The organism is Streptomyces sp. NPDC042371, assembly GCF_056437465.1.
This window is the reverse complement of sequence record NZ_JBWKAP010000010.1, coordinates 317409-338196: the sequence shown is the minus strand read 5'-3', so window position 1 is coordinate 338196 and position 20788 is coordinate 317409. Positions and strand designations below refer to the sequence as shown.

Genomic DNA, 20788 nt, shown 5'->3' with positions numbered 1-20788 from the left:
AACTGATCAGCCGCGCGGCTTCTCGCGCATCTCGTACGTGGCAACGACGTCGTCGATCTTGATGTCGTTGAAGTTTCCGAGGTTGATACCGCCCTCGAAGCCTTCGCGGATCTCGGTGACGTCGTCCTTGAAGCGGCGCAGACCCTCGATGTTGAGGTTCTCCGCGATGACCTTGCCATCGCGCAGCAGGCGGGCCTTGGTGTTGCGCTTGACCTCGCCGGAGCGGATGAGCACACCGGCGATGTTGCCGAGCTTGGACGAGCGGAAGACCTCGCGGATCTCCGCGGTGCCGAGCTCGACCTCCTCGTACTCCGGCTTGAGCATGCCCTTGAGGGCCGCCTCGATCTCCTCGATGGCCTGGTAGATCACCGAGTAGTAGCGGACGTCGACGCCCTCGCGCTCCGCCATCTGCGCGGCACGGCCGGCCGCGCGGACGTTGAAGCCGATGACGATGGCGTCGGAGCCCATCGCCAGGTCGATGTCGGACTCGGTGACCGCACCCACACCGCGGTGCAGGACGCGGATGTCCACCTCTTCGCCGACGTCGAGCTGGAGCAGCGAGCTCTCCAGGGCCTCGACGGAACCGGACGCATCACCCTTGATGATGATGTTGAGGTCCTGGACGAGACCGGCCTTGAGCACCTGGTCGAGGTCCTCGAGGGACACCCGGCGGGTGCGCTTGGCGAACGCGGCGTTGCGCTCACGGGCGGCACGCTTCTCGGCGATCTGACGGGCCGTACGGTCCTCGTCGACGACCAGGAAGTTGTCGCCCGCGCCCGGGACGTTGGTGAGACCGAGCACGAGGACCGGAGTCGACGGGGTCGCCTCCTCCACGTTCTCGCCCTTGTCGTCGAGCATCGCGCGGACTCGGCCGTACGCGTCACCGGCGACCATCGTGTCGCCGACGCGGAGGGTACCGCGCTGGACGAGGACGGTCGCGACGGCGCCGCGGCCCTTGTCGAGGTGGGCCTCGATCGCGATGCCCTGCGCGTCCTGCTCCGGGTTGGCCCGCAGGTCGAGCGAGGCGTCCGCGGTCAGGACCACGGCCTCGAGCAGCTGCTCGATGTTCTGGCCCTGCCGCGCGGAGATGTCGACGAACATCGTGTCGCCGCCGTACTCCTCGGCCACCAGACCGAACTCGGTGAGCTGACCGCGCACCTTGGTCGGGTCGGCACCCTCGACGTCGATCTTGTTGACCGCGACCACGATCGGCACGTCGGCCGCCTTGGCGTGGTTCAGCGCCTCGATCGTCTGCGGCATCACACCGTCGTTCGCCGCGACCACGAGGATCGCGATGTCGGTGGACTTCGCACCACGGGCACGCATGGCGGTGAACGCCTCGTGACCGGGGGTGTCGATGAAGGTGATGGCGCGCTCTTCACCGTTGACCTCGGTGGCGACCTGGTACGCACCGATGTGCTGCGTAATACCGCCGGCCTCGCCCGCAACGACGTTCGTCTTGCGGATCGCGTCCAGAAGTCGGGTCTTACCGTGGTCGACGTGACCCATGACGGTCACGACCGGCGGACGGGAGACGAGCATTTCCTCGCCGCCCTCGTCCTCGCCGAACTCGATGGAGAACGACTCGAGGAGCTCGCGGTCCTCCTCCTCCGGGCTGACGATCTCGAGGACGAAGTTCATCTCGTCCGCGAGGAGCTTCAGCGTCTCGTCGGAGACGGACTGCGTGGCGGTGACCATCTCGCCGAGGTTCATCATCACGCCGACCAGCGAGGCCGGGTTCGCGTTGATCTTCTCCGCGAAGTCGGTCAGCGAGGCACCGCGCGACAGGCGGACGATCTGTCCGTTGCCGCGAGGCAGCATGACGCCGCCCACCGACGGGGCCTGCATGGCCTCGTACTCCTGGCGCCTCTGCCGCTTCGACTTGCGACCACGACGGGCGGGCCCGCCGGGACGGCCGAACGCACCCTGCGTGCCACCACGGGCACCGGGGCCACCGGGACGTCCACCGAAGCCGGGACGGCCACCGAAGCCGCCGCCGCCACCGGGACGACCGGCACCGCCGCCACCCGGACCGCCGGGACGGCCGGCGAAGCCGCCGCCACCGCCACCGGGACGACCCGCGAAGCCGCCGCCACCGGGACGACCGCCACCGCCGCCGCCCGGGCGACCGCCGCCGCCGGGACCACGGCCACCGCCGGGGCCACCGCCGGGACGCGGACCCGCGGCGGGACGCTGCGGCATCATGCCCGGGTTCGGACGGTTACCAGCGGGACCGCCGCCGGGACGCGGAGCGCCGCCCTGCGGGCGGGGCATGCCGCCCGGGGTCGGACGGGCGCCGCCCTGACCCTGCGGACGGGGAGCGCCACCGGGGCCGCCCTGACCGCCCTGCGGGCGCGGGGCGCCACCGGGGCCACCCTGGCCGCCAGGCCCACCGGGGCCGGGACGTGCACCGCCCGGACGGGGCGCCTGCGGGCGCGCCATGCCGGTGGAGCCACCAGAGGTGAAGGGGTTGTTGCCCGGGCGCGGACCCGAGGGACGGGCACCGCCGGGACGCGGGGCGCCACCCTGGCCGCCGGGGCGCGGAGCACCCTGACGGTCACCACGGTCGCCGCGGTCACCACGGCCCTGACCCTGACCCTGGCCCTGACCGGGGGCCGGACGGCCACCGGGCTTCGGGGCGCCGGGACCCGGACGGGCGCCGGGGCGCGGGCCGGACGGGGCGGCAGGAGCCGCGGGTGCCGCAGGCGCGGCCGGCGGAGCGGTGAACTCCGGGGCGGCCGGGGCCGGGGAGGCCGGTGCGGGCTTGGGGGCCGGCAGCTTCGGGCCGGGCGTCGGGCGCGGGCCCGGCGTCGCGGGGGCCGCCGCGGGCTTCTCGGCCGCGGCGGGCTTGGGCGCCGGCGGCTTCGGCGCAGCCGGACCCGGACGGGCGGCCTGCGCGGGAGAGGGGGATGCCGGAGCCGCGGGGCTCGCCGGCTTGGGGGCGGCCTGCTTGCGCGGCGCGCCGGGCTTGGCGGCGGACTTGCCGTTGCCACCGCCCTGGTTCAATGCGTCAGTCAGTTTGCGTACTACCGGCGCCTCGATCGTCGAGGACGCCGAACGTACGAATTCACCGAGTTCTTGGAGCTTGGCCATGACGACCTTGCTCTCTACGCCGAACTCCTTGGCGAGCTCGTATACCCGGACCTTAGCCACTTCGCTCCTTTTAGGTCCGGGTTACGCCGGACCGTCGCTACTTCATGGGCGTACTCATCGCGTGCTCATCGAGTGCTCATCGCAATCTCGACCTACTTCCAACTCGCGGGGTACCAGGGCCACACGGGGTTCCGTGCGCCCACGTCTTTCGGTGTTGCCTACTGGGCAACTGTCTTGACCGCCCGGCGCAACGCCTCCGTGTCGAGCGGTCCCTGGGCTCGGAAGGCCCTCGGAAACGCTCGGCGGCGGACCGCCAGGTCTAGACAGACCAGGGCGGGGTGTACATACGCACCCCGGCCGGGCAGCGTACCGCTTGGATCGGGGACGCAGGCGCCCTCTTTCGCCACGATGCGCAGCAGATCGCTCTTGGCCGCTCGCTCCCGGCACCCCAAACAGGTGCGCTCAGGGCATGCGCGGGCATGCGTCCGGCCAGACACGCTTAAGTCTACCTCCCCGCACCGACCTCACCCCTTTGGGGCAAGAATCGAACGGCTACTCGCCACATACTGTCGTGATCCAAGCGGTGACCGCCCGGAATTTATTCCCGGAACGGCCCCACCGCCCGCTGCTAGTCGTGCTCGGGCTGCTCGGTGTCGGGCCTGATGTCGATCCGCCAGCCCGTGAGGCGCGCGGCCAGGCGGGCGTTCTGCCCCTCCTTGCCGATCGCCAGCGACAGCTGGTAGTCCGGCACGGTCACGCGGGCCGAGCGGGCGCCGAGGTCGACGACCTCGACCTTGCTGACACGGGCCGGGGAGAGCGCGTGGGCGACCATCTCGGCCGGGTCGTCGGACCAGTCCACGATGTCGATCTTCTCGCCGTTGAGCTCGCCCATGACGTTGCGCACACGGCTGCCCATGGGGCCGATGCAGGCGCCCTTGGCGTTGAGCCCCGAGCGCGTCGAACGGACCGCGATCTTGGTGCGGTGACCGGCCTCGCGGGCGATGGCCGAGATCTCGACGGAACCGTCGGCGATCTCCGGGACCTCCAGCGCGAAGAGCTTCTTCACCAGGTTCGGGTGGGTGCGCGACAGCGTCACGGACGGGCCACGGACACCCTTGGCCACCCGGACCACGTAACTGCGCAGGCGCATCCCGTGGGGGTACTGCTCGCCGGGCACCTGCTCCTGCACCGGCAGGATGGCCTCCAGCTTGCCGATGTCGACCAGCACGTTCTTCGGGTCGCGGCCCTGCTGGACCACGCCGGTGACGATGTCGCCCTCGCGCCCCGCGTACTCCCCGAGCGTCGCGTCGTCCTCGGCGTCGCGCAGGCGCTGCAGGATGACCTGCTTCGCGGTGGTCGCGGCGATGCGGCCGAAGTCGGACGGGGTGTCGTCGAACTCCTTGGCCTCCTGGCCCTCTTCGAGGTCGGCCGGGTCCTCGGTCGCCCACACCGTCACATGGCCGCTCTCGCGGTCCAGCTTCACGCGTGCGCGACGGAAGCTGCCGTCGGTGCGGTGGTAGGCGATGAGGAGGGCCGACTCGATCGCCTCGATGAGGAGGTCGAGGGAGATCTCCTTCTCCCGGACCAGACCCCGCAGGGCACTCATGTCGATGTCCACGGCTACGCCTCCTCTTCCTTCTTGTCCTTGCGGTTGAACTCGACCTGCACACGCGCCTTGTCGATCTCGTCGAAGGCGAGGCGGCGGGACGTGGCCTTGCGGCCCTTCACGCCGGGCACTTCGAGGTCGAGGCCTTCGTCGTCCACGGTGAGGATGCGGGCGGTCAGCTCGCCGCCCTCGGTCAGCTGGAACTTCACCAGACGGTCCACGGCTCGCACGTAGTGCCGGTGCTCGGTGAGGGCCCGCTCGGCGCCGGGGGATCCGACCTCCAGGTCGTACTCCCCCGCGCCCATGGCGTCCGTCTCGTCGAGCTTCGCGGAGAGCACGCGGCTCACTTCCGCGATCGCGTCCAGGTCCACGCCGTCCTCGGAGTCGATGACGACTCTCAGCACCCGCTTGCGCCCGACGGAGGCCACTTCGATCTCTTCGAGATCCAGGTCCTGCGAGGTGACGAGCGGTTCCAGTAGTTGCCGCAGCCTCTCGCTCTGGGTGGTGCTCATCCGGGTGACTCCTCGGCCGCGTGTGCTGTTGTGGGTGCGTTGCAAGTCTGCGTGTCAGGTCAAAGGGTATCCGGTCCGAAGGGGTGTTGCCGCCCACGAACGGGACGATGCGGCGCTCCGTTCCGAGCCGCTAGCGGGTGCCGGGGCGGTCCGAAGGTACGGTGATCACCGGGCCCGCGCCCATCGATCTCCCCTTCTGCTCCTTTGCGTTCCCTTCCACACCCTTCTCGCTCGCGCCTTTTGGCCTTCCTTCCGAGGACGTCTGCCGTGCCGTCGTATCTCACCGCCCCGCGCTCCCGTCCGGGACCGCGCCGAAGGAGTCTGCTCACTGGGGCCGCCGGTGTCGCGTCGGCGGCGCTGCTCGCGGGCTGCACGGACTCCGCCGACTCCGACGCCGACGAGCGTCCTTCCGCCACCCGGCGGCTGCGCGCCACGGCGGCGAAGGACAGCAGGAAACTCCTCCGGCAGTACGACGCCGTGGCCGCGGCGCACCCCTCGCTCGCCGAGCGGCTCAGGCCGCTGCGCGCCGAGGTGGAGCAGCATGCGGAGGCGTTCGAGGCCGACCCCGGCAACCGCGCCACGGGCTCCGCCGCTCCCTCTGCGTCCCCCTCTGCGTCCGCCTCTGCGTCCGCGTCTGCCTCCACAGCACCGTCGCCCTCCGTGGCCTCCGAGCCCAAGAAGGCCCTGCGCGAGCTCGCCGACGCCGAGCGCAAGCTGGCCGACCGGCGGGGCGACGCCCTGGTCGACGCCCCGGCCGAGGAGGGCAGGCTGCTCGCCTCCGTGGCCGCGGCGGGCGCGGCCCACGCCTATCTGCTGACGGAGACGGAGGACCACAAGTGAGCGACACGCACACACAGGGGTCGGGTTCGCGAGAGACCTCAAAGGCCTCGAAGGACGCAGAGCTGAAGGCCCTGCAGTCCGCCCTCGGCGCCGAGCACGCCGCCGTGTACGGCTACGGGGTCGTCGGCGGCCGGATCGGCGACAAGCGCAGGGCCGAGGCCCGCACGGCGTACGACGCGCACCGCGCCCGGCGCGACGAGCTGCAGCGCGCGGTGCGCGACCTCGGCGGCGAGCCGCAGTCCGCGGACGCGGCGTACTCGCTGCCCTTCCCGGTGCCGGACTCCGCGGCGGCCGTCCGGCTCGCCACGGAGCTGGAGGACCGGGTCGCGGGCGTCTACTCCGATCTCGTCCGCGCCACCTCGGGCACCCGGCGGAGCACCGCGGCCCGGGCGCTGCGGGAGGCGGCGGTCCGTGCGGCACGGTGGCGGGGCGGGAGCGTAGCCTTCCCTGGGCTCGCCGAGCGGTCGACACCGTCGTCCGCAGCGGCCACACCCAAGGCGTAACGCGCTCAGGAAGGGAACAACTCGCGCATGGCTTTCGAACCGCCGCGGCGCCTCGTCACAGCACTCGGCGAGACGGCGCAGGACGGCGACGACTGGCTGGAAAAGCTGCCCGAGGCAGTCGAACAGTCCGTCGCTCTACGCGAGTTGACCGTCGACCGGGTGCATGTGCCCGGCGGCCGCAGCAGCCTCGTGCTGCTGGTGCGGCGGGCCGACGACACTCCCGCGGTGCTGAAGCTCGTGCCGCCCCGGTCGCGTCCGGAGAGCGAGCGGGCCGCGCTCGCCCACTGGAACGGCCTCGGCGCCGCACGGCTGCTCGACCCCGAGCTCTCGGACGGGGCGCTGCTCATGGAACGACTGCACCGTGATGTGTCCGTGCGGTCGCTGCCCGAGGCCAAGGCGCTGCTCGAGGCGGCGGGGACGCTGCGCAGGCTGTGGGTGGAGCCGCCCGCCGGGCACCGGTTCGAGACGGTCGCCGAGCGGACGGGGCGGCAGGCCGACGCGATGCGGGCCTCCGCCGCGGCGGACGCGGAGGTCGCGCCGCTGGTCGACGCGGCGCTCGCGGCCCGGGACGAGCTGCTGGCGGCGAACCCGCAGCCCCGGCTGCTGCACGGCACGTTCCGGCAGAGCAAGGTCCTCGCCGGGGACCGGCTGCCGTGGCTCGCGGTGGGGCCCGACCCGGTGGTCGGCGAGCCCGCCTTCGACCTGGCGCGGCTGGTCCGTGACCGGGTCGAGGACCTGATCGCGTCGCCGTCGGGCGCCTCGATCACGCGGCGGCGCGTGAAGAAGCTGGCGGAGTCCCTGGAGGTCGAGCAGGAGCGGCTGCGGGGCTGGACGCTGTTCCGGGCGGTCGAGTCGGGCGTCCGGGCGCTGCGGGTGGGGCGGCCGCAGGACGCGGAGCTGCTGCTCGAGTTCGCGGGCTGGCTGTAGCGGTACGTACGTGAGAAGGGGGCGCCCCGCCGTGCGGAGCGCCCCCTTCTCGTATGCCGTCAGGCCGTCAGGCGGGCGATCGCCTCGTCGACCGGGAGCTCCTCGCGCTCGCCCGTGCGGCGGTCCTTGAGCTCGACGACGCCGTCGGCGGAGCGGCGGCCCGCGACCAGGATCTTCGGCACGCCCATCAGCTCGGAGTCGGTGAACTTCACGCCCGGGGAGACACCGGGACGGTCGTCGACCAGGACGCGGACACCAGCGGCGGCCAGCTTGTCGGAGACCTCCAGGGCCAGCTCGGTCTGCAGGGCCTTGCCCGCCGCGACCACGTGGACGTCGGCCGGGGCGATCTCCTCGGGCCAGATCAGGCCCTTGTCGTCGGCGTGCTGCTCGGCGAGGGCGGCGACGGCGCGCGAGACGCCGATGCCGTACGAGCCCATGGTCACGCGGACCGGCTTGCCCTCCTTGCCGAGGACGTCGAGCTGGAAGGCGTCGGCGTACTTGCGGCCGAGCTGGAAGATGTGGCCGATCTCGATGGCGCGGTCCAGCTTGAGGCCGGTGCCGCAGTTCGGGCACGGGTCGCCCTCCTGGACGACCACGACGTCGACGTACGTGTCGACCTCGAAGTCACGGCCCGCGACGACGTTCTTGGCGTGCACGCCGTCCTTGTTGGCGCCGGTGATCCAGGCGGTGCCGGGAGCGACGCGCGGGTCGGCGACGTACTGGACCTTCTCCAGGCCCTGCGGGCCGACGTAGCCGCGCACGAGGTCGTCGCGGCCCTCGAAGTCCGCGGCCGTGACCAGCTCGACGGCGGCCGGGGCGAAGTGGGCCTCGACCTTGTCCAGGTCGACCTCGCGGTCGCCGGGGACGCCGACGGCGACGATCTCGCCGTCGACCTTCACGAGGAGGTTCTTGAGCGTCGCGGAGGCCTCGACGCCGAGGTGCGCGGCGAGCGTCTCGATGGTCGGGGTGTCCGGGGTCGGGATCTCCTCGGCGGCGGACACGTCGGCGGCGTCCACCGGCTTCAGGGCGAAGGAGACCGCCTCGGTGTTCGCCGCGTAGTCGCAGCTCGGGCAGTCCGCGAAGGTGTCCTCACCGGCCGCGGCCGGGGCGAGGAACTCCTCGGACTTCGAGCCGCCCATGGCACCGGCGGTGGCGGCGCAGATGCGGTAGTCCAGGCCGAGGCGCTGGAAGATCTTCTGGTACGCGGCGCGGTGCATCGCGTAGGACTGGGCGAGGCCCTCGTCCTCCAGGTCGAAGGAGTAGGAGTCCTTCATCAGGAACTCGCGGCCGCGCAGGATGCCCGCGCGGGGACGGGCCTCGTCGCGGTACTTCGTCTGGATCTGGTAGAGGGTCACCGGCAGGTCCTTGTAGGACGTGCACTGGTCCTTGACCAGGAGGGTGAAGATCTCCTCGTGGGTGGGGCCGAGGAGGTAGTCGCCGCCCTTGCGGTCGTTGAGCCGGAAGAGCTCCGCGCCGTACTCGGTCCAGCGGCCCGTCGCCTCGTACGGCTCACGGGGCAGCAGGGCGGGCAGCGAGACCTCCTGGGCGCCCATGGCGTCCATTTCCTCGCGTACGACGCGCTCGACGTTGGCGAGGACCTTCTTGCCCAGCGGCAGCCAGGACCAGACACCGGCGGCGGTGCGGCGCACGTAGCCCGCGCGGACGAGGAGTTTGTGGCTCAGTACCTCGGCGTCCGCCGGGTCGTCGCGCAAGGTCTTCGCCATCAGTCGGGACATGCGCTGGACCTGGGCCATGGTGAACTCCTGCTGCTGGGGGTCCCCCCTGCTCGAGCGGAGCCGAGAGCTCGGGGGAGGGTGCTGCCAGGAGGTTAGCCGGGGGGCGCGGGCGGGCGGAAATCGGTTACGGCTCAGGACCGTTTCGGCAGGGGCAGCGGAGCGCCCATCACGGCGTACGGCTTGGCGGCGCTGGGGAACAGGACGCGGCGGGCCAGGTCCGCGTATCCGAGGGAGCGGTAGAGGCCGCGGGCCGGGCTTTCGACGTCGATCGCGGAGAGGATCGAGCGGGGCTCGGGGACGCCTTCGGTGATGGTCGTGATGAGGGCGCGTCCGATGCCGCGGTTCTGGTGGCCCGGATGCACGTGCAGCTCGGTGATGACGAAGGAGTCGTCCAGCCAGCCGTCCAGGTTCTGGCTGCGCAGGTACGGCTCGACGACCGTCGACCACCAGTGGCCCCGGCTGTTGGGCATGCCGTAGACGAAGCCGACGAGCCGGTCGTCGGGGGTGGTCGCGCCGAACGCGCGGGCGCCCGGGTAGGTGAGGTGTCGCAGGACGATCTGGCGCCGGACGGCCACTTCGTCCTCGCTCAGTCCGAAGGCGTGGGCCTGGACGCGCAGTGCGTCGTCCACGCGCGCGGCGAGGTCGAGCGGCGCGATCACGACATCGTCTGTCATGGGGCGACCCTACTTCGCGTTGCCCGCGTTCAGAACAGGACGCTCATGAAGGCGCCGACCTCCTGGAAGCCCACCCTTCGGTAGGCCGCCCTGGCCGCGGTGTTGAAGTCGTTGACGTACAGGCTTGCCACCGGGGCGACGTCCGCGAGTGCGTAGCGCAGGACGGCCGCCATGCCGGGGGCGGCGAGGCCGCGGCCGCGGTACTCGGGGGCCACCCAGACGCCCTGGATCTGGCACGCCTGTGAGGTGGCGGCGCCGATCTCCGCCTTGAAGACGACCTTGCCGTCCCGGTCGAGGCGGGCGAAGGAGCGTCCGGAGCCGACGAGTTCGGCGACACGGGCCTGGTAGAGGAGGCCGCCGTCGCCCGCCATCGGCGAGACGCCGACCTCCTCGGTGAACATCGCCACGCACGCGGGCATGATCGTCTCCATCTCGTCCTTGCGGACACGACGGACGTACGGGTCGGGGACGATGTCGTCCGGGAGCCGGTCGGTGACCATCAGGGGCTGCTGGGCGCGGACCTCGCGGGCGGGGCCCCAGGAGGGCTCCAGGAGCCGCCACAGCTGGGCCGTGGACTCGGCGGGGCCGACGATGGACGAGCAGCGGCGGCCGGACCTGCGGGCGCGGTCGGCGAAGCCTCGGACGGCTCGCGGGGTCGCGCAGATGGGGACGAGGTTGGCGCCCGCGTAGCAGAGCGAGGCCAGCATGCCGTCCTCGTACCAGCCCCACATCTCGCCGCCGAGGCGCCAGGGGTCGAGGCCCGCCACCTTGACGCGGGCGGTCACGAAGGCGTTCGCGACCGGCTCGCGGTCGAGCACGGCGAGCGCGGCGTCGAGGTCACTCGGTTCGAGGACCCTGGTGGTGGTCTGAGTCAACACGTGCGGGGGCCTCACCATACGGTCTGCTGATCTCCGCACTGTACCTGGCGGGGGCGCCTTGTGCGGGGGGTGCCTTTTGTCCGTTGGGGGGCTGGCTGTCGGGCGGGGTCTCCCCCGGTGGGGGCGGGGGTCTTTTCGCCGCTTCGCGGCGTTGCTCCCACCCACCCACCCGTTTGCCCCGCACCGTGCGGCTGGGGTGGGGGCGCTCCGCACTGGGGCGGGGGCGGGGGCACTCCGCACCGGGGCTGGGGTGGGGGCGACCCGCAGGGCGGGGGCGGGGGCGCTCCGCACCGGGGCGGGGTAGGGGCGACCCGCGCCGGGGCGGGGTAGGGGCTGGGTGGGTGGGGGATGTGTCGCGGCTCGGTGGTTTGGGGCGCGGCTCAAGAGCGGCGGGGCACAGGCAGGGGCGGGCAGGGCTCCTGCCCGCCGGGGACCGTACGCACCTGTGCCCCGGCGCTTCGTGAGCGGCGGGGCACAGGGGGAAGTGCGGGGAGGGTGTCTCGGGGTCAGCCTGCGACCGAGATCGTCGGCTCGCCCGACTCCACGCCGTCCTTCTCCATCTGCTCGGCGATCTTCATCGCCTCGTCGATGAGGGTCTCCACGATCTTGGACTCGGGGACGGTCTTGATGACCTCGCCCTTGACGAAGATCTGGCCCTTGCCGTTGCCGGAGGCGACGCCGAGGTCGGCCTCGCGGGCCTCGCCCGGGCCGTTCACGACGCAGCCCATGACGGCGACGCGGAGGGGGACCTCCATGCCTTCGAGGCCCGCGGTGACCTCTTCGGCCAGCTTGTAGACGTCGACCTGGGCGCGGCCGCAGGACGGGCAGGAGACGATTTCCAGGCGGCGCTGGCGGAGGTTGAGGGATTCGAGGATCTGGATGCCGACCTTGATCTCCTCCACGGGCGGCGCCGAGAGGGAGACGCGGATCGTGTCGCCGATGCCCTCGGAGAGCAGGGCGCCGAAGGCCACGGCCGACTTGATCGTGCCCTGGAAGGCGGGGCCCGCCTCGGTCACGCCGAGGTGCAGGGGGTAGTCACTCTGGGCGGCGAGCTGGCGGTAGGCGTTGACCATGACGACCGGGTCGTTGTGCTTGACCGAGATCTTGATGTCCTGGAAGCCGTGCTCCTCGAAGAGGGACGCCTCCCAGAGGGCCGACTCGACGAGGGCCTCGGGGGTCGCCTTGCCGTACTTCTTGAGCAGGCGGGCGTCCAGGGAGCCCGCGTTGACCCCGATGCGGATCGGCGTGCCCGCGTCCTTGGCGGCGCGCGCGATCTCCTTGACCTTGTCGTCGAACTGCTTGATGTTGCCCGGGTTGACCCGGACCGCCGCACAGCCCGCGTCGATCGCCGCGAACACGTACTTCGGCTGGAAGTGGATGTCGGCGATCACCGGGATCTGCGACTTGCGCGCGATCGTGGCGAGCGCGTCCGCGTCGTCCTGCGTGGGGCACGCCACCCGCACGATCTGACAGCCGGAAGCCGTCAGCTCCGCGATCTGCTGCAGTGTGGCGCCGACGTCGGACGTGCGCGTCGTCGTCATCGACTGGACCGAGACCGGAGCGTCCCCGCCCACGGCCACCGTGCCGACCTGGATCTTGCGGCTGACCCTTCGGTCGGCGAGCTTGGTCGGAACGGACGGGATTCCGAGCGATACGGCAGTCATCTGGCGAGCATCCCCAAGAGTGTGGATCACAGAGTACGGATCACTAAGTGTGCATCTGGGTCCCGAGATCGGCGGGCTCCGGATTCGAGATTACGGCACCCCGCAGGGCCCGGGCACATCACGCCCGGAAGTCCACCCAATGGTGGGCGGCCCGTCACACAAGGTGCCGGGCCGCCGCGAACTTCCCGTAATCAGGAGATTCTCACCGGATTCACCACGTCCGCGATGAGCACCAGGATCGTGAAGCAGATGAAGATGCCCGCCACCACGTAGGCGACCGGCATCAGCTTGGCGACGTCGAACGGGCCCGGGTCGGGGCGGCGCAGGACCTTCGCCGCGTTGCGGCGCACGGACTCCCACAGGGCGCCCGCGATGTGGCCGCCGTCGAGCGGGAGCAGCGGCAGCATGTTGAAGAGGAACAGCGAGAGGTTGAAGCCCGCGATGAGGAACAGCATCATCGCGATCTGGTTCTCCGGCGGGATGTCCAGGGTGAACACGTCGCCGCCCACCCGGGCCGCGCCGACGACGCCCATCGGGGAGTCCTGCTTGCGCTCGCCGTCACCGAACGCCGCGTTCCACAGATCGGGGATCTTGGACGGCAGGGCGATGATCGACTCGACGCCGTTCTCCATCATGTCGCCCATGCGGTCGACGGAGTCGCCGAAGGACTGCTGCACGATGCCGGTGGCGGGGGTGAAGCCGAGGAAGCCCGCGGAGACGTACTTGCCCTCCACGTAGGCCCCGTCGCCGTCGGTCTTGGTGACCTGGTTCTTGATCAGGTTCGCGTGCAGGTCCAGCCGCTTGCCGTCGCGCTCGACCGTGATCGTGGCCGGGCCGATGGTCTCGCGGATCTTGGACTGGAGCGCGGACCAGTCGTCGACGGACTTCCCCTGGAAGCCGACGATCTTGTCACCGGGCTTCAGGCCCGCCGCCTTGGCGGGCGCGGCCTTGTCGCCCTTCTCGCACTTCGCGCGGTTCTCGCTCTGCTGGATGACGCAGTCGGAGACCTTGCCGACCTGGGTCGTCTGGCTGCTGATGCCGAACGTCATCATCACGCCGAGGAAGATCGCCACGGCCAGGATCAGGTTCATGAACGGCCCGGCGAACATCACGATCACGCGCTTCCAGGGCTTGCGCGTGTAGAAGAGGCGGCTCTCGTCGCCGGGCTGGAGCTCTTCGAAGGCCGCCGAGCGGGCGTCCTCGATCATGCCGCGCCAGGGGGACGTCGACCGTGCCTCGATGCGGCCGTCGGCGCCGGGCGGGAACATGCCGATCATGCGGATGTAGCCGCCGAGGGGGACGGCCTTGACGCCGTACTCGGTGTCGCCCTTCTTCCGTGAGAAGAGGGTCGGCCCGAAGCCCACCATGTACTGCGGCACGCGGATGCCGAACATCTTGGCGGTCGACAGGTGCCCCAGTTCGTGCCAGGCGATCGAGAAGAGCAGCCCGATCACGAAGACGACTATCCCGAGGATCATCATCAGTGTCGTCATGCACGGGCCTCCGCGGTCGTCTTTGCTGCCAGTTCGCGTGCCCGAGCACGCGCCCAGGTCTCCGCTTCGAGGACGTCGGCAACGGTCAGGGAGGTTCCCGACCCACCGGTGACAGCGACGCCGTGTTCCTCCACGGTCCTCGTCACGGTCTCCATGATGCCGTTGAAGGGCAGCGCGCCCTTCAGGAACGCGTCCACGCATTCCTCGTTGGCGGCATTGAACACTGCCGGGGCCGTGCCCGCGAGCTCCCCGACGTGCCGGGCGAGCCCGACCGACGGGAACGCGTCGTTGTCGAGGGGGAAGAACTCCCAGCTCGACGCCTTCGTCCAGTCGAAGGCCGGGGCGGCGTCCGGGATGCGCTCGGGCCAGCCGATGCCGATGCCGATCGGACCGCCCATGTCGGGCGGGGTGGCCTGGGCGAGGGTCGAGCCGTCGGTGAACTCCACCATGGAGTGGACGTACGACTGCGGGTGGACGACGACCTCGATGCGGTCGAAGGGGATGTCGTAGAGCAGGTGGGCCTCGATGACCTCCAGGCCCTTGTTGACCAGCGTCGCGGAGTTGACGGTGATCACCGGGCCCATGGCCCAGGTGGGGTGCGCCAGCGCGTCCTCGGGGGTGACGTGCGCGAGATCGGCCTTCGTACGTCCCCGGAAGGGGCCGCCGGAGGCGGTGACGACCAGCTTGCGTACGTCCGCGCGGGTGCCTGCGGCCAGCGCCTGGAAGAGCGCCGCGTGCTCGGAGTCGACCGGGATGATCTGGCCGGGCTCGGCGATCGCCTTGACCAGGGGGCCGCCGACGATGAGGGATTCCTTGTTGGCCAGCGCGAGGGTGCGGCCCGCTTCGAGGGCGGCGAGCGTCGGGGCGAGGCCGATGGAGCCGGTGATCCCGTTGAGGACCGTGTGGCAGTCGGACGCGGCGAGCTGGGCCGCGGCGTCGGGTCCCGCCAGGATCTCGGGGAGCGGTTCCCCCGCGCCGTACTGCCCCTGGAGGGCCTCGCGCAGCGCCGGTACGGCGTTCTCGTCGGCGACCGCGACCGTCCCGACCCGCAGCTGGCGCGCCTGCTCGGCGAGGAGGCCGACGCGGCCGCCCGCGGCGGAGAGCGCCGTGACGCGGAAGCGGTCGGGGTTGCGCTGGACGAGGTCGATGGCCTGGGTGCCGATCGAACCCGTGGAGCCGAGGATCACGATGTCCCGCGGTCCGTCCCCCGTCACGGGGTCGAAGACGAGGTGCGGGTCGGCGAGGGGGGATGGGCTGTCGCTCATCCCCCTATTGTGGCCGCATCCTCCGTCCGGCCCGACAGGGCGTGCCCGATCGGGGTCACTGCTTCTTGTCGCGGGTGTCGAAGTCGCCCTCCAGGACGCCCTCCGCGGTGTCCATCGTCGGCGCGCTGAAGCGGAGTTGGCCGCTGGACTGGCGGGCCTCCAGGCTCTCGGCGCGGACGTCCAGGTTGAAGAGGTAGCCGACGGACTCCTCCTTGATGGCGTCCATCATCGCGGTGAACAGGTCGAAGCCCTCGCGCTGGAACTCGAACAGGGGGTCCCTGCCCAGGTAGGACCGCATCCAGATGCCCTCCTGGAGGTAGTCCATCTCGTACAGGTGCTCGCGCCACTTCCGGTCCAGGACGGAGAGCACCACGCGGCGCTCCAGTTCGCGCATGACGTCCGAGCCGAGTGCGCGCTCGCGTTCCTCGTAGCGGGCGCTCATGTCGTCGGCCAGGACCTCGGTGATCAGTTCGGCGGTCACGTCGGCGCGGGTGCCCGCCTCCCGGTCGAGGTCCTGGGTGGTGACGCGTGCGGGGTAGAGCAGGCGGCAGGCGGTCCAGAGCCGTTGCAGGTCCCACTCCTCGGCGAAGCCGTCGGCGGTCTCCGCTGCCACGTACGCGTCGAGGGTGTCGGCCATGAAGTGGTGGATCTGCTCGCGGAGGTCCTCGCCCTCCAGGACGCGGCGGCGCTCCTGGTAGATGAGGCTGCGCTGGCGGTTGAGGACCTCGTCGTACTTGAGGACGTTCTTGCGGGTCTCGAAGTGCTGCTGCTCGACCTGGGACTGTGCGGAGGCGATGGCGCGGGTCACCATCTTGTTCTCGATGGGCACGTCGTCCGGGACGTTGGCCATGAGCATGACGCGTTCGACCAGTTCGGCGCGGAACAGCCGCATCAAGTCGTCGCCCAGCGAGAGGTAGAAGCGGGACTGGCCGGGGTCGCCCTGGCGGCCCGAGCGGCCGCGGAGCTGGTTGTCGATGCGGCGGGACTCGTGGCGCTCGGTGCCGAGGACGTAGAGGCCGCCGAGGCCGGTGATCTCGTCGTGCTCGGCGGCGGCCGCGGCCGCGATGCGCTCCAGGGCCTCGCGGTACCGGTCCGGGTCGTCCTCCGGGGCCCGTCCTTCCGTTTTGAGCTCGGCCTCCGCCATGGCCTCGGGATTGCCGCCGAGCATGATGTCGGTGCCGCGGCCCGCCATGTTCGTGGCGACGGTGACGGCGCCCCTGCGGCCCGCCTGCGCGACGATCTGCGCCTCGCTCAGGTGGTTCTTGGCGTTGAGCACCTCGTGCCGGATGCCGCGCCCGGTGAGCAGGGCGGAGAGGTGCTCGGACTTCGCCACGGACACCGTGCCGACGAGGATCGGCTGGCCCGTGCGGTGCCTTTCGATGATGTCGGCGACGACCGCGTCGAATTTCACGGACTCGTCGCGGTAGATGACGTCGGGCCTGTCGGCGCGGACCATCGGCTTGTTGGTGGGGATGGGCACGACGTGGAGTTTGTAGATCTGGTGGAACTCGGCGGCCTCGGTCATGGCCGTGCCGGTCATTCCGGAGAGTTTTCCGTAGAGGCGGAAGAAATTCTGCAGGGTGATCGTGGCGAGCGTCTGGTTCTCGTCCTTGATCTCCACGCCCTCCTTGGCCTCGATGGCCTGGTGGACGCCTTCGTTGTAGCGGCGTCCGGCGAGGATGCGCCCGGTGTGCTCGTCGACGATCAGGACTTCTCCGTCGGTGACGACGTAGTCCTTGTCCTTCTTGAAGTGCTCCTTCGCCTTGAGCGCATTGTGCAGCTGGCCTATGAGGGAGGTGTTGGCCGAGTCGTAGAAGTTGTCGATGCCCAGCTGGTCCTCCAGGAATTCCACGCCGTTGTCCAGTACGGCCACGGTGCGCTTCTTGGGGTCGTACTCGTAGTCGTACGCGGCGCGCAGTTCCGCCAGTTCGATCTTGCGCTGCGGTGCCGTGAACTTCTCCTCCTGGATCGCGATGCCCCGCATTCCGCGCACGGCGTCGGCGAAGAATCCGTACCAGTGCGTGGGCTGGTCGGCCGGGCCCGAGATGATCAGGGGGGTGCGGGCCTCGTCGATGAGGATGGAGTCCGCCTCGTCGACGATCGCGTAGTGGTGCCCGCGCTGCACCAGCTCCCCCTTCGACCAGGCCATGTTGTCGCGCAGGTAGTCGAAGCCGAATTCGTTGTTCGTGCCGTACGTGATGTCGCAGGCATAGGCGGCGCGCCGGTCGTCCGGGCTCATCTCGGCCTTGATGACACCGACGGTCAGACCGAGGAAGCCGTAGACGCGGCCCATCCACCGGGCGTCGCGCTCGGCCAGATAGTCATTGACCGTGACGAGGTGGACTCCGTCGCCCGCCAGGGCGTTCAGATACGCGGGCAGGGTGGCCGCGAGGGTCTTTCCCTCCCCCGTCTGCATTTCGGCGATGTTGCCGAGGTGGAGTGCCGCGCCGCCCATCACCTGGACATCGAAGTGGCGCATGCCGAGGATGCGCCGGGCCGTCTCGCGGACGGTCGCGAAGGCCTCCGGGAGCAGATCGTCGAGGCTCTCCCCGTCCGCGTAACGCTCTTTGTACTCGTCGGTGAGGGCGCGGAGTTCGGCGTCGGAAAGCCGCTCGATCTCGCCCTCGATGGAGTTGACCTGAACCCTGACGCGTTCGAGCCGACGCAGCATTCTGCCTTCGCCCGCTCGCATGATCTTTCCCGTGAGGTGTTCCAGTTTGAGGACGGACACGGTGATCCCCTCCCTGGCTCGCCGGCCGGTCCGCTCATTGTGGGCGGGGCCACATCACGGCAGCAAGCAGACCGGTTACGGGCGGGGCGGAATGCGGCGCGCGCGAAAAGAACGGGTGAAAGGGGCGGTGTCGCTCACTTTGCGGTGTCGCCCATTCGGCGGTGTCGCTCATTCGGCAGTGTCGCTCACTCGACGTGCGCGGCGATGGTCCGCGCGCACTCCATCGACTCGGTGTGGGCGGTGTCGATCTCCACGTCGTAGACCATGCCGCGGTGGACCGTCTCGGCCTGGGACGCGGCCACGCCGACGGCCCGGTCCCCCCGTGCGATCTCGCGGGCCGCCGCGATCTCATCGTCGCACCGGACGCCGACCCACAGCACCGGCAGCCCGCTCAGGGCCTTCTGCCAACGGTGCTGCGAGTCCGCGCCGCCGAGGAAGATCTCGTCGACGACGATCCGGGCGCCCGCGCGGGCCATCGCGGCGACCCCCTCGATCCAGGCCGCCTCCAGGGCCCGGAACTCCGGCCCGACGCTCACCGTGCCGTCCGCGGCGAACTCGATCCCGGCGTCCGACGCCTGCATGGACGCGGGCATCGCGCCGACGAACGTGTCCGCCCCGAACGCCAGCCACGGCCCCGGCAGGACCGACTGCAGGCACCGCACGATCCCGGACTTCCCCGAGCTGGAGCCACCATTGAGAACGATCACCTGGGTCATCACCGGGCCACAGTAGAAGCGCCCGGATCCCGCTCCAAACGATTTCCCGTACCGGTCGGGCCGGGCCCTCACCCCTCCTTGATCACCCTGCGGACATCGGGCAGGGGCGTCTCGGGCAGCGCGGTGTCCGCGATCCACGGGCCGTCGCCCGAGGGGTCGACGACCCCCGCTTCGAGCCAGGTGTACGTCCCCGAGAGGACGCCCTTGACCACCTTGCGGTCCAGCTCGTCGGTGTTGGTCCAGAGCCGGTCGAAGAGCTCGTCGACCCGGATGCGGGACTGGCGGCAGAAGACGTCGGCCAGTTGGTACGCCTCGCGGCCGTACTCCTCGGTGGTGCGCAGGAGTTCGGCGCGCACGCACGCCGCGCTCATCGCGAACAGCTCGGCGCCGATGTCGACGATCCGGCCGAGGAAGCCCTGCTTGGTCTCCATCTTCCCCTGCCAGCGGGACATGGCGTAGAAGGTCGAGCGGGCCAGCTTGCGGGCGCCGCGCTCGACGTAGCGCAGATGGCCGGAGAGGTCGGCGTGGCCCGCCGGGTGGAACTCGGCGTACGAGCTCGGGAGTTGGCCCGGGCCCGCCACCAGTTTCGGCAGCCAGCGGGCGTAGAAGCCGCCCGCCTTCGCACCCGCCTTCGCCTTGTCGGACAGGGACTTGTCGGGGTCGATGAGGTCGCCCGCGACCTTCAGGTGCGCGTCCACGGCCTCGCGGGCGATCAGCAGGTGCATGATCTCGGTGGAGCCCTCGAAGATGCGGTTGATCCGCAGGTCCCGGAGGATCTGCTCGGCGGGGACGGCGCGTTCGCCGCGGGCCGCGAGGGACTCGGCGGTCTCGAAGCCGCGGCCGCCGCGGATCTGGACGAGCTCGTCGGCCATCAGACAGGCCATCTCGGAGCCGTACAGCTTGGCGAGGGCGGCCTCGATGCGGATGTCGTTGCGGTCCTCGTCGGCCATCTGCGAGGAGAGGTCGAGGACGGCCTCCAGCGCGAAGGTCGTCGCCGCGATGAAGGAGATCTTCGAGCCGACCGCCTCGTGGTACGCGACGGGCTTGCCCCACTGCTCCCGCGCGGCCGACCACTCACGGGCGATCTTCAGGCACCACTTGCCCGCGCCGACGCACATGGCGGGCAGGGAGAGCCGCCCGGTGTTGAGGGTGGTGAGGGCGATCTTGAGGCCCGCGCCCTCCGGGCCGATGCGGTTGGCCGCGGGGACACGCACCCGGTGGAAGCGGGTCACGCCGTTCTCCAGGCCGCGCAGGCCCATGAACGCGTTGCGGTTCTCGACGGTGACGCCCTCGGCCGCGGCCTCGACGACGAACGCGGTGATGCCGCCCTTGTGGCCCTCGGACTTCGGCACCCGCGCCATGACGACGAGGAGGTCCGCGACGACGCCATTGGTGGTCCACAGCTTCACGCCGTCCAGGACGTAATCGTCGCCGTCGGGCACCGCCATGGTGGCCAGGCGTGCCGGGTCCGAGCCGACGTCGGGCTCGGTGAGCAGGAACGCGGTGATGTCGGTGCGGGCGCACCTGGGCAGGAAGGCGTCCTTCTGCTCCTGGGTGCCGAAGATCTTCAGGGGCTGCGGCACGCCGATCGACTGGTGCGCGGAGAGTAGCGCGCCGATCGCCGGGTTCGCGGAGCCGACCAGGGCGAGGGCCTTGTTGTAGTAGACCTGCGTGAGGCCGAGCCCGCCGTACTTCGTATCGATCTTCATGCCGAGGGCGCCGAGCTCCTTGAGGCCGATGAGCACCTCGTCGGGGATCTTCGCCTCGCGCTCGATGCGAGCCGAGTCGATCTTCGTCTCGCAGAAGTCGCGGAGCTTGGCGAGGAACTCCTCGCCGCGCTGGGCGTCCTCGTCGGGCGGCATCGGGTGCGGGTGCACGAGGTCGAGACGGAATCGGCCGAGGAAGAGTTCCTTGGCGAAGCTGGGCTTGCGCCAGTCCTGCTCGCGGGCGGCCTCGGCCACCTGCCTGGCCTCTCGTTCGGAGACCTTCGCCCGGTGCTCGGGTGCGGGGGATGTTGCGGACATGAGGTTCACCTCGCCGCGTGTCGGGGCCACCGGCCCGGCCCGTTACCGACCGGTGCTACTCGATCGTATGTACCCGATTCGGGGCGGCCCCACCAGCCCTCGCGCAGCATCCGGCCGCACCTGATC

General features: G+C 70.7%; 16 protein-coding genes. 3 read left to right on the top strand and 13 right to left on the bottom strand.

From position 1 onward, the window contains the following. Positions 1-6 precede the first annotated feature (6 nt). From infB to rimP, 4 genes are all read right to left on the bottom strand, one after another. Positions 7-3153: a translation initiation factor IF-2 gene (gene infB, locus AC068B_RS30015; protein WP_478674718.1), complete on the bottom strand. Its 3147-nt coding sequence runs from the start codon at positions 3151-3153 to the stop codon at positions 7-9. A 158-nt stretch (positions 3154-3311) separates the two neighbouring features. Beyond that, a complete protein-coding gene (locus AC068B_RS30010) occupies positions 3312-3590 on the bottom strand; it encodes a YlxR family protein (protein WP_478674717.1) in 279 nt (92 codons plus the stop codon). 131 nt (positions 3591-3721) lie between these two features. Next, a complete protein-coding gene (nusA, locus tag AC068B_RS30005) occupies positions 3722-4711 on the bottom strand; it encodes a transcription termination factor NusA (RefSeq protein ID WP_468557658.1) in 990 nt (329 codons plus the stop codon). A 2-nt stretch (positions 4712-4713) separates the two neighbouring features. Continuing rightward, entirely contained in the window at positions 4714-5211 is a 498-nt protein-coding gene (gene rimP / locus AC068B_RS30000; RefSeq protein ID WP_478674716.1) for a ribosome maturation factor RimP, read from the bottom strand. A 267-nt stretch (positions 5212-5478) separates the two neighbouring features. Here rimP and AC068B_RS29995 point away from each other — a divergent pair, with 267 nt between their 5' ends. The 3 genes from AC068B_RS29995 to AC068B_RS29985 are packed head-to-tail and all read left to right on the top strand — an operon-like array spanning position 5479 to position 7481. After that, positions 5479-6051: a hypothetical protein gene (locus AC068B_RS29995; RefSeq protein WP_478674715.1), complete on the top strand. Its 573-nt coding sequence runs from the start codon at positions 5479-5481 to the stop codon at positions 6049-6051. Continuing rightward, the gene (locus AC068B_RS29990; RefSeq protein ID WP_478674714.1) at positions 6048-6554 is read left to right on the top strand and encodes a ferritin-like domain-containing protein; all 507 of its coding nucleotides are present in this window, start codon (positions 6048-6050) and stop codon (positions 6552-6554) included. The genes AC068B_RS29995 and AC068B_RS29990 overlap by 4 nt, the downstream gene beginning before the upstream one ends. Positions 6555-6581: 27 nt before the next feature. Next, a complete protein-coding gene (locus AC068B_RS29985) occupies positions 6582-7481 on the top strand; it encodes an aminoglycoside phosphotransferase family protein (protein ID WP_478674713.1) in 900 nt (299 codons plus the stop codon). A gap of 59 nt (positions 7482-7540) precedes the next feature. Here the strand turns inward: AC068B_RS29985 and AC068B_RS29980 are convergent, their stop codons facing one another. The 9 genes from AC068B_RS29980 to AC068B_RS29940 form a co-directional block, all read right to left on the bottom strand. Then, positions 7541-9235 (bottom strand): proline--tRNA ligase, encoded by a 1695-nt coding sequence (locus AC068B_RS29980; protein WP_478674712.1) that lies wholly within the window; start codon positions 9233-9235, stop codon positions 7541-7543. 113 nt (positions 9236-9348) lie between these two features. Then, entirely contained in the window at positions 9349-9891 is a 543-nt protein-coding gene (locus tag AC068B_RS29975; RefSeq protein WP_359349119.1) for a GNAT family N-acetyltransferase, read from the bottom strand. A 29-nt stretch (positions 9892-9920) separates the two neighbouring features. Beyond that, complete coding sequence (locus tag AC068B_RS29970; protein WP_478674711.1) at positions 9921-10769, bottom strand: GNAT family N-acetyltransferase; 849 nt, start codon at positions 10767-10769, stop codon at positions 9921-9923. 506 nt (positions 10770-11275) lie between these two features. After that, positions 11276-12433 carry a flavodoxin-dependent (E)-4-hydroxy-3-methylbut-2-enyl-diphosphate synthase gene (ispG, locus tag AC068B_RS29965; RefSeq protein ID WP_478674710.1) on the bottom strand — a complete coding sequence of 386 codons (1158 nt, stop codon included), beginning with the start codon at positions 12431-12433 and terminating at the stop codon, positions 11276-11278. A 191-nt stretch (positions 12434-12624) separates the two neighbouring features. Beyond that, positions 12625-13926 carry a M50 family metallopeptidase gene (locus AC068B_RS29960; RefSeq protein ID WP_478674709.1) on the bottom strand — a complete coding sequence of 434 codons (1302 nt, stop codon included), beginning with the start codon at positions 13924-13926 and terminating at the stop codon, positions 12625-12627. Next, positions 13923-15191, bottom strand: a complete 1269-nt coding sequence (gene dxr, locus AC068B_RS29955) for a 1-deoxy-D-xylulose-5-phosphate reductoisomerase (RefSeq protein ID WP_478674708.1) — start codon at positions 15189-15191, stop codon at positions 13923-13925. Before dxr ends, AC068B_RS29960 begins: the two co-directional genes overlap by 4 nt. A 55-nt stretch (positions 15192-15246) precedes the next feature. Continuing rightward, positions 15247-17883, bottom strand: a complete 2637-nt coding sequence (gene secA, locus AC068B_RS29950; protein WP_478674754.1) for a preprotein translocase subunit SecA — start codon at positions 17881-17883, stop codon at positions 15247-15249. A gap of 224 nt (positions 17884-18107) precedes the next feature. Next, a complete protein-coding gene (cpt, locus tag AC068B_RS29945) occupies positions 18108-18638 on the bottom strand; it encodes a chloramphenicol phosphotransferase CPT (protein WP_478674753.1) in 531 nt (176 codons plus the stop codon). Positions 18639-18706: 68 nt separating this feature from the next. Then, positions 18707-20662, bottom strand: a complete 1956-nt coding sequence (locus AC068B_RS29940) for an acyl-CoA dehydrogenase family protein (protein WP_478674707.1) — start codon at positions 20660-20662, stop codon at positions 18707-18709. Positions 20663-20788 lie beyond the last annotated feature (126 nt).

What these genes read in the sequence shown, in the direction of transcription:
- rimP (WP_478674716.1), bottom strand. Translation starts at nt 5,211, where the DNA reads ATGAGCACCACCCAGAGCGAGAGGCTGCGGCAACTACTGGAACCGCTC.
- AC068B_RS29985 (WP_478674713.1), top strand. Translation starts at nt 6,582, where the DNA reads ATGGCTTTCGAACCGCCGCGGCGCCTCGTCACAGCACTCGGCGAGACG.
- AC068B_RS29980 (WP_478674712.1), bottom strand. Translation starts at nt 9,235, where the DNA reads ATGGCCCAGGTCCAGCGCATGTCCCGACTGATGGCGAAGACCTTGCGC.
- AC068B_RS29975 (WP_359349119.1), bottom strand. Translation starts at nt 9,891, where the DNA reads ATGACAGACGATGTCGTGATCGCGCCGCTCGACCTCGCCGCGCGCGTG.
- ispG (WP_478674710.1), bottom strand. Translation starts at nt 12,433, where the DNA reads ATGACTGCCGTATCGCTCGGAATCCCGTCCGTTCCGACCAAGCTCGCC.
- AC068B_RS29960 (WP_478674709.1), bottom strand. Translation starts at nt 13,926, where the DNA reads ATGACGACACTGATGATGATCCTCGGGATAGTCGTCTTCGTGATCGGG.
- dxr (WP_478674708.1), bottom strand. Translation starts at nt 15,191, where the DNA reads ATGAGCGACAGCCCATCCCCCCTCGCCGACCCGCACCTCGTCTTCGAC.
- secA (WP_478674754.1), bottom strand. Translation starts at nt 17,883, where the DNA reads ATGCGAGCGGGCGAAGGCAGAATGCTGCGTCGGCTCGAACGCGTCAGG.
- cpt (WP_478674753.1), bottom strand. Translation starts at nt 18,638, where the DNA reads ATGACCCAGGTGATCGTTCTCAATGGTGGCTCCAGCTCGGGGAAGTCC.
- AC068B_RS29940 (WP_478674707.1), bottom strand. Translation starts at nt 20,662, where the DNA reads ATGTCCGCAACATCCCCCGCACCCGAGCACCGGGCGAAGGTCTCCGAA.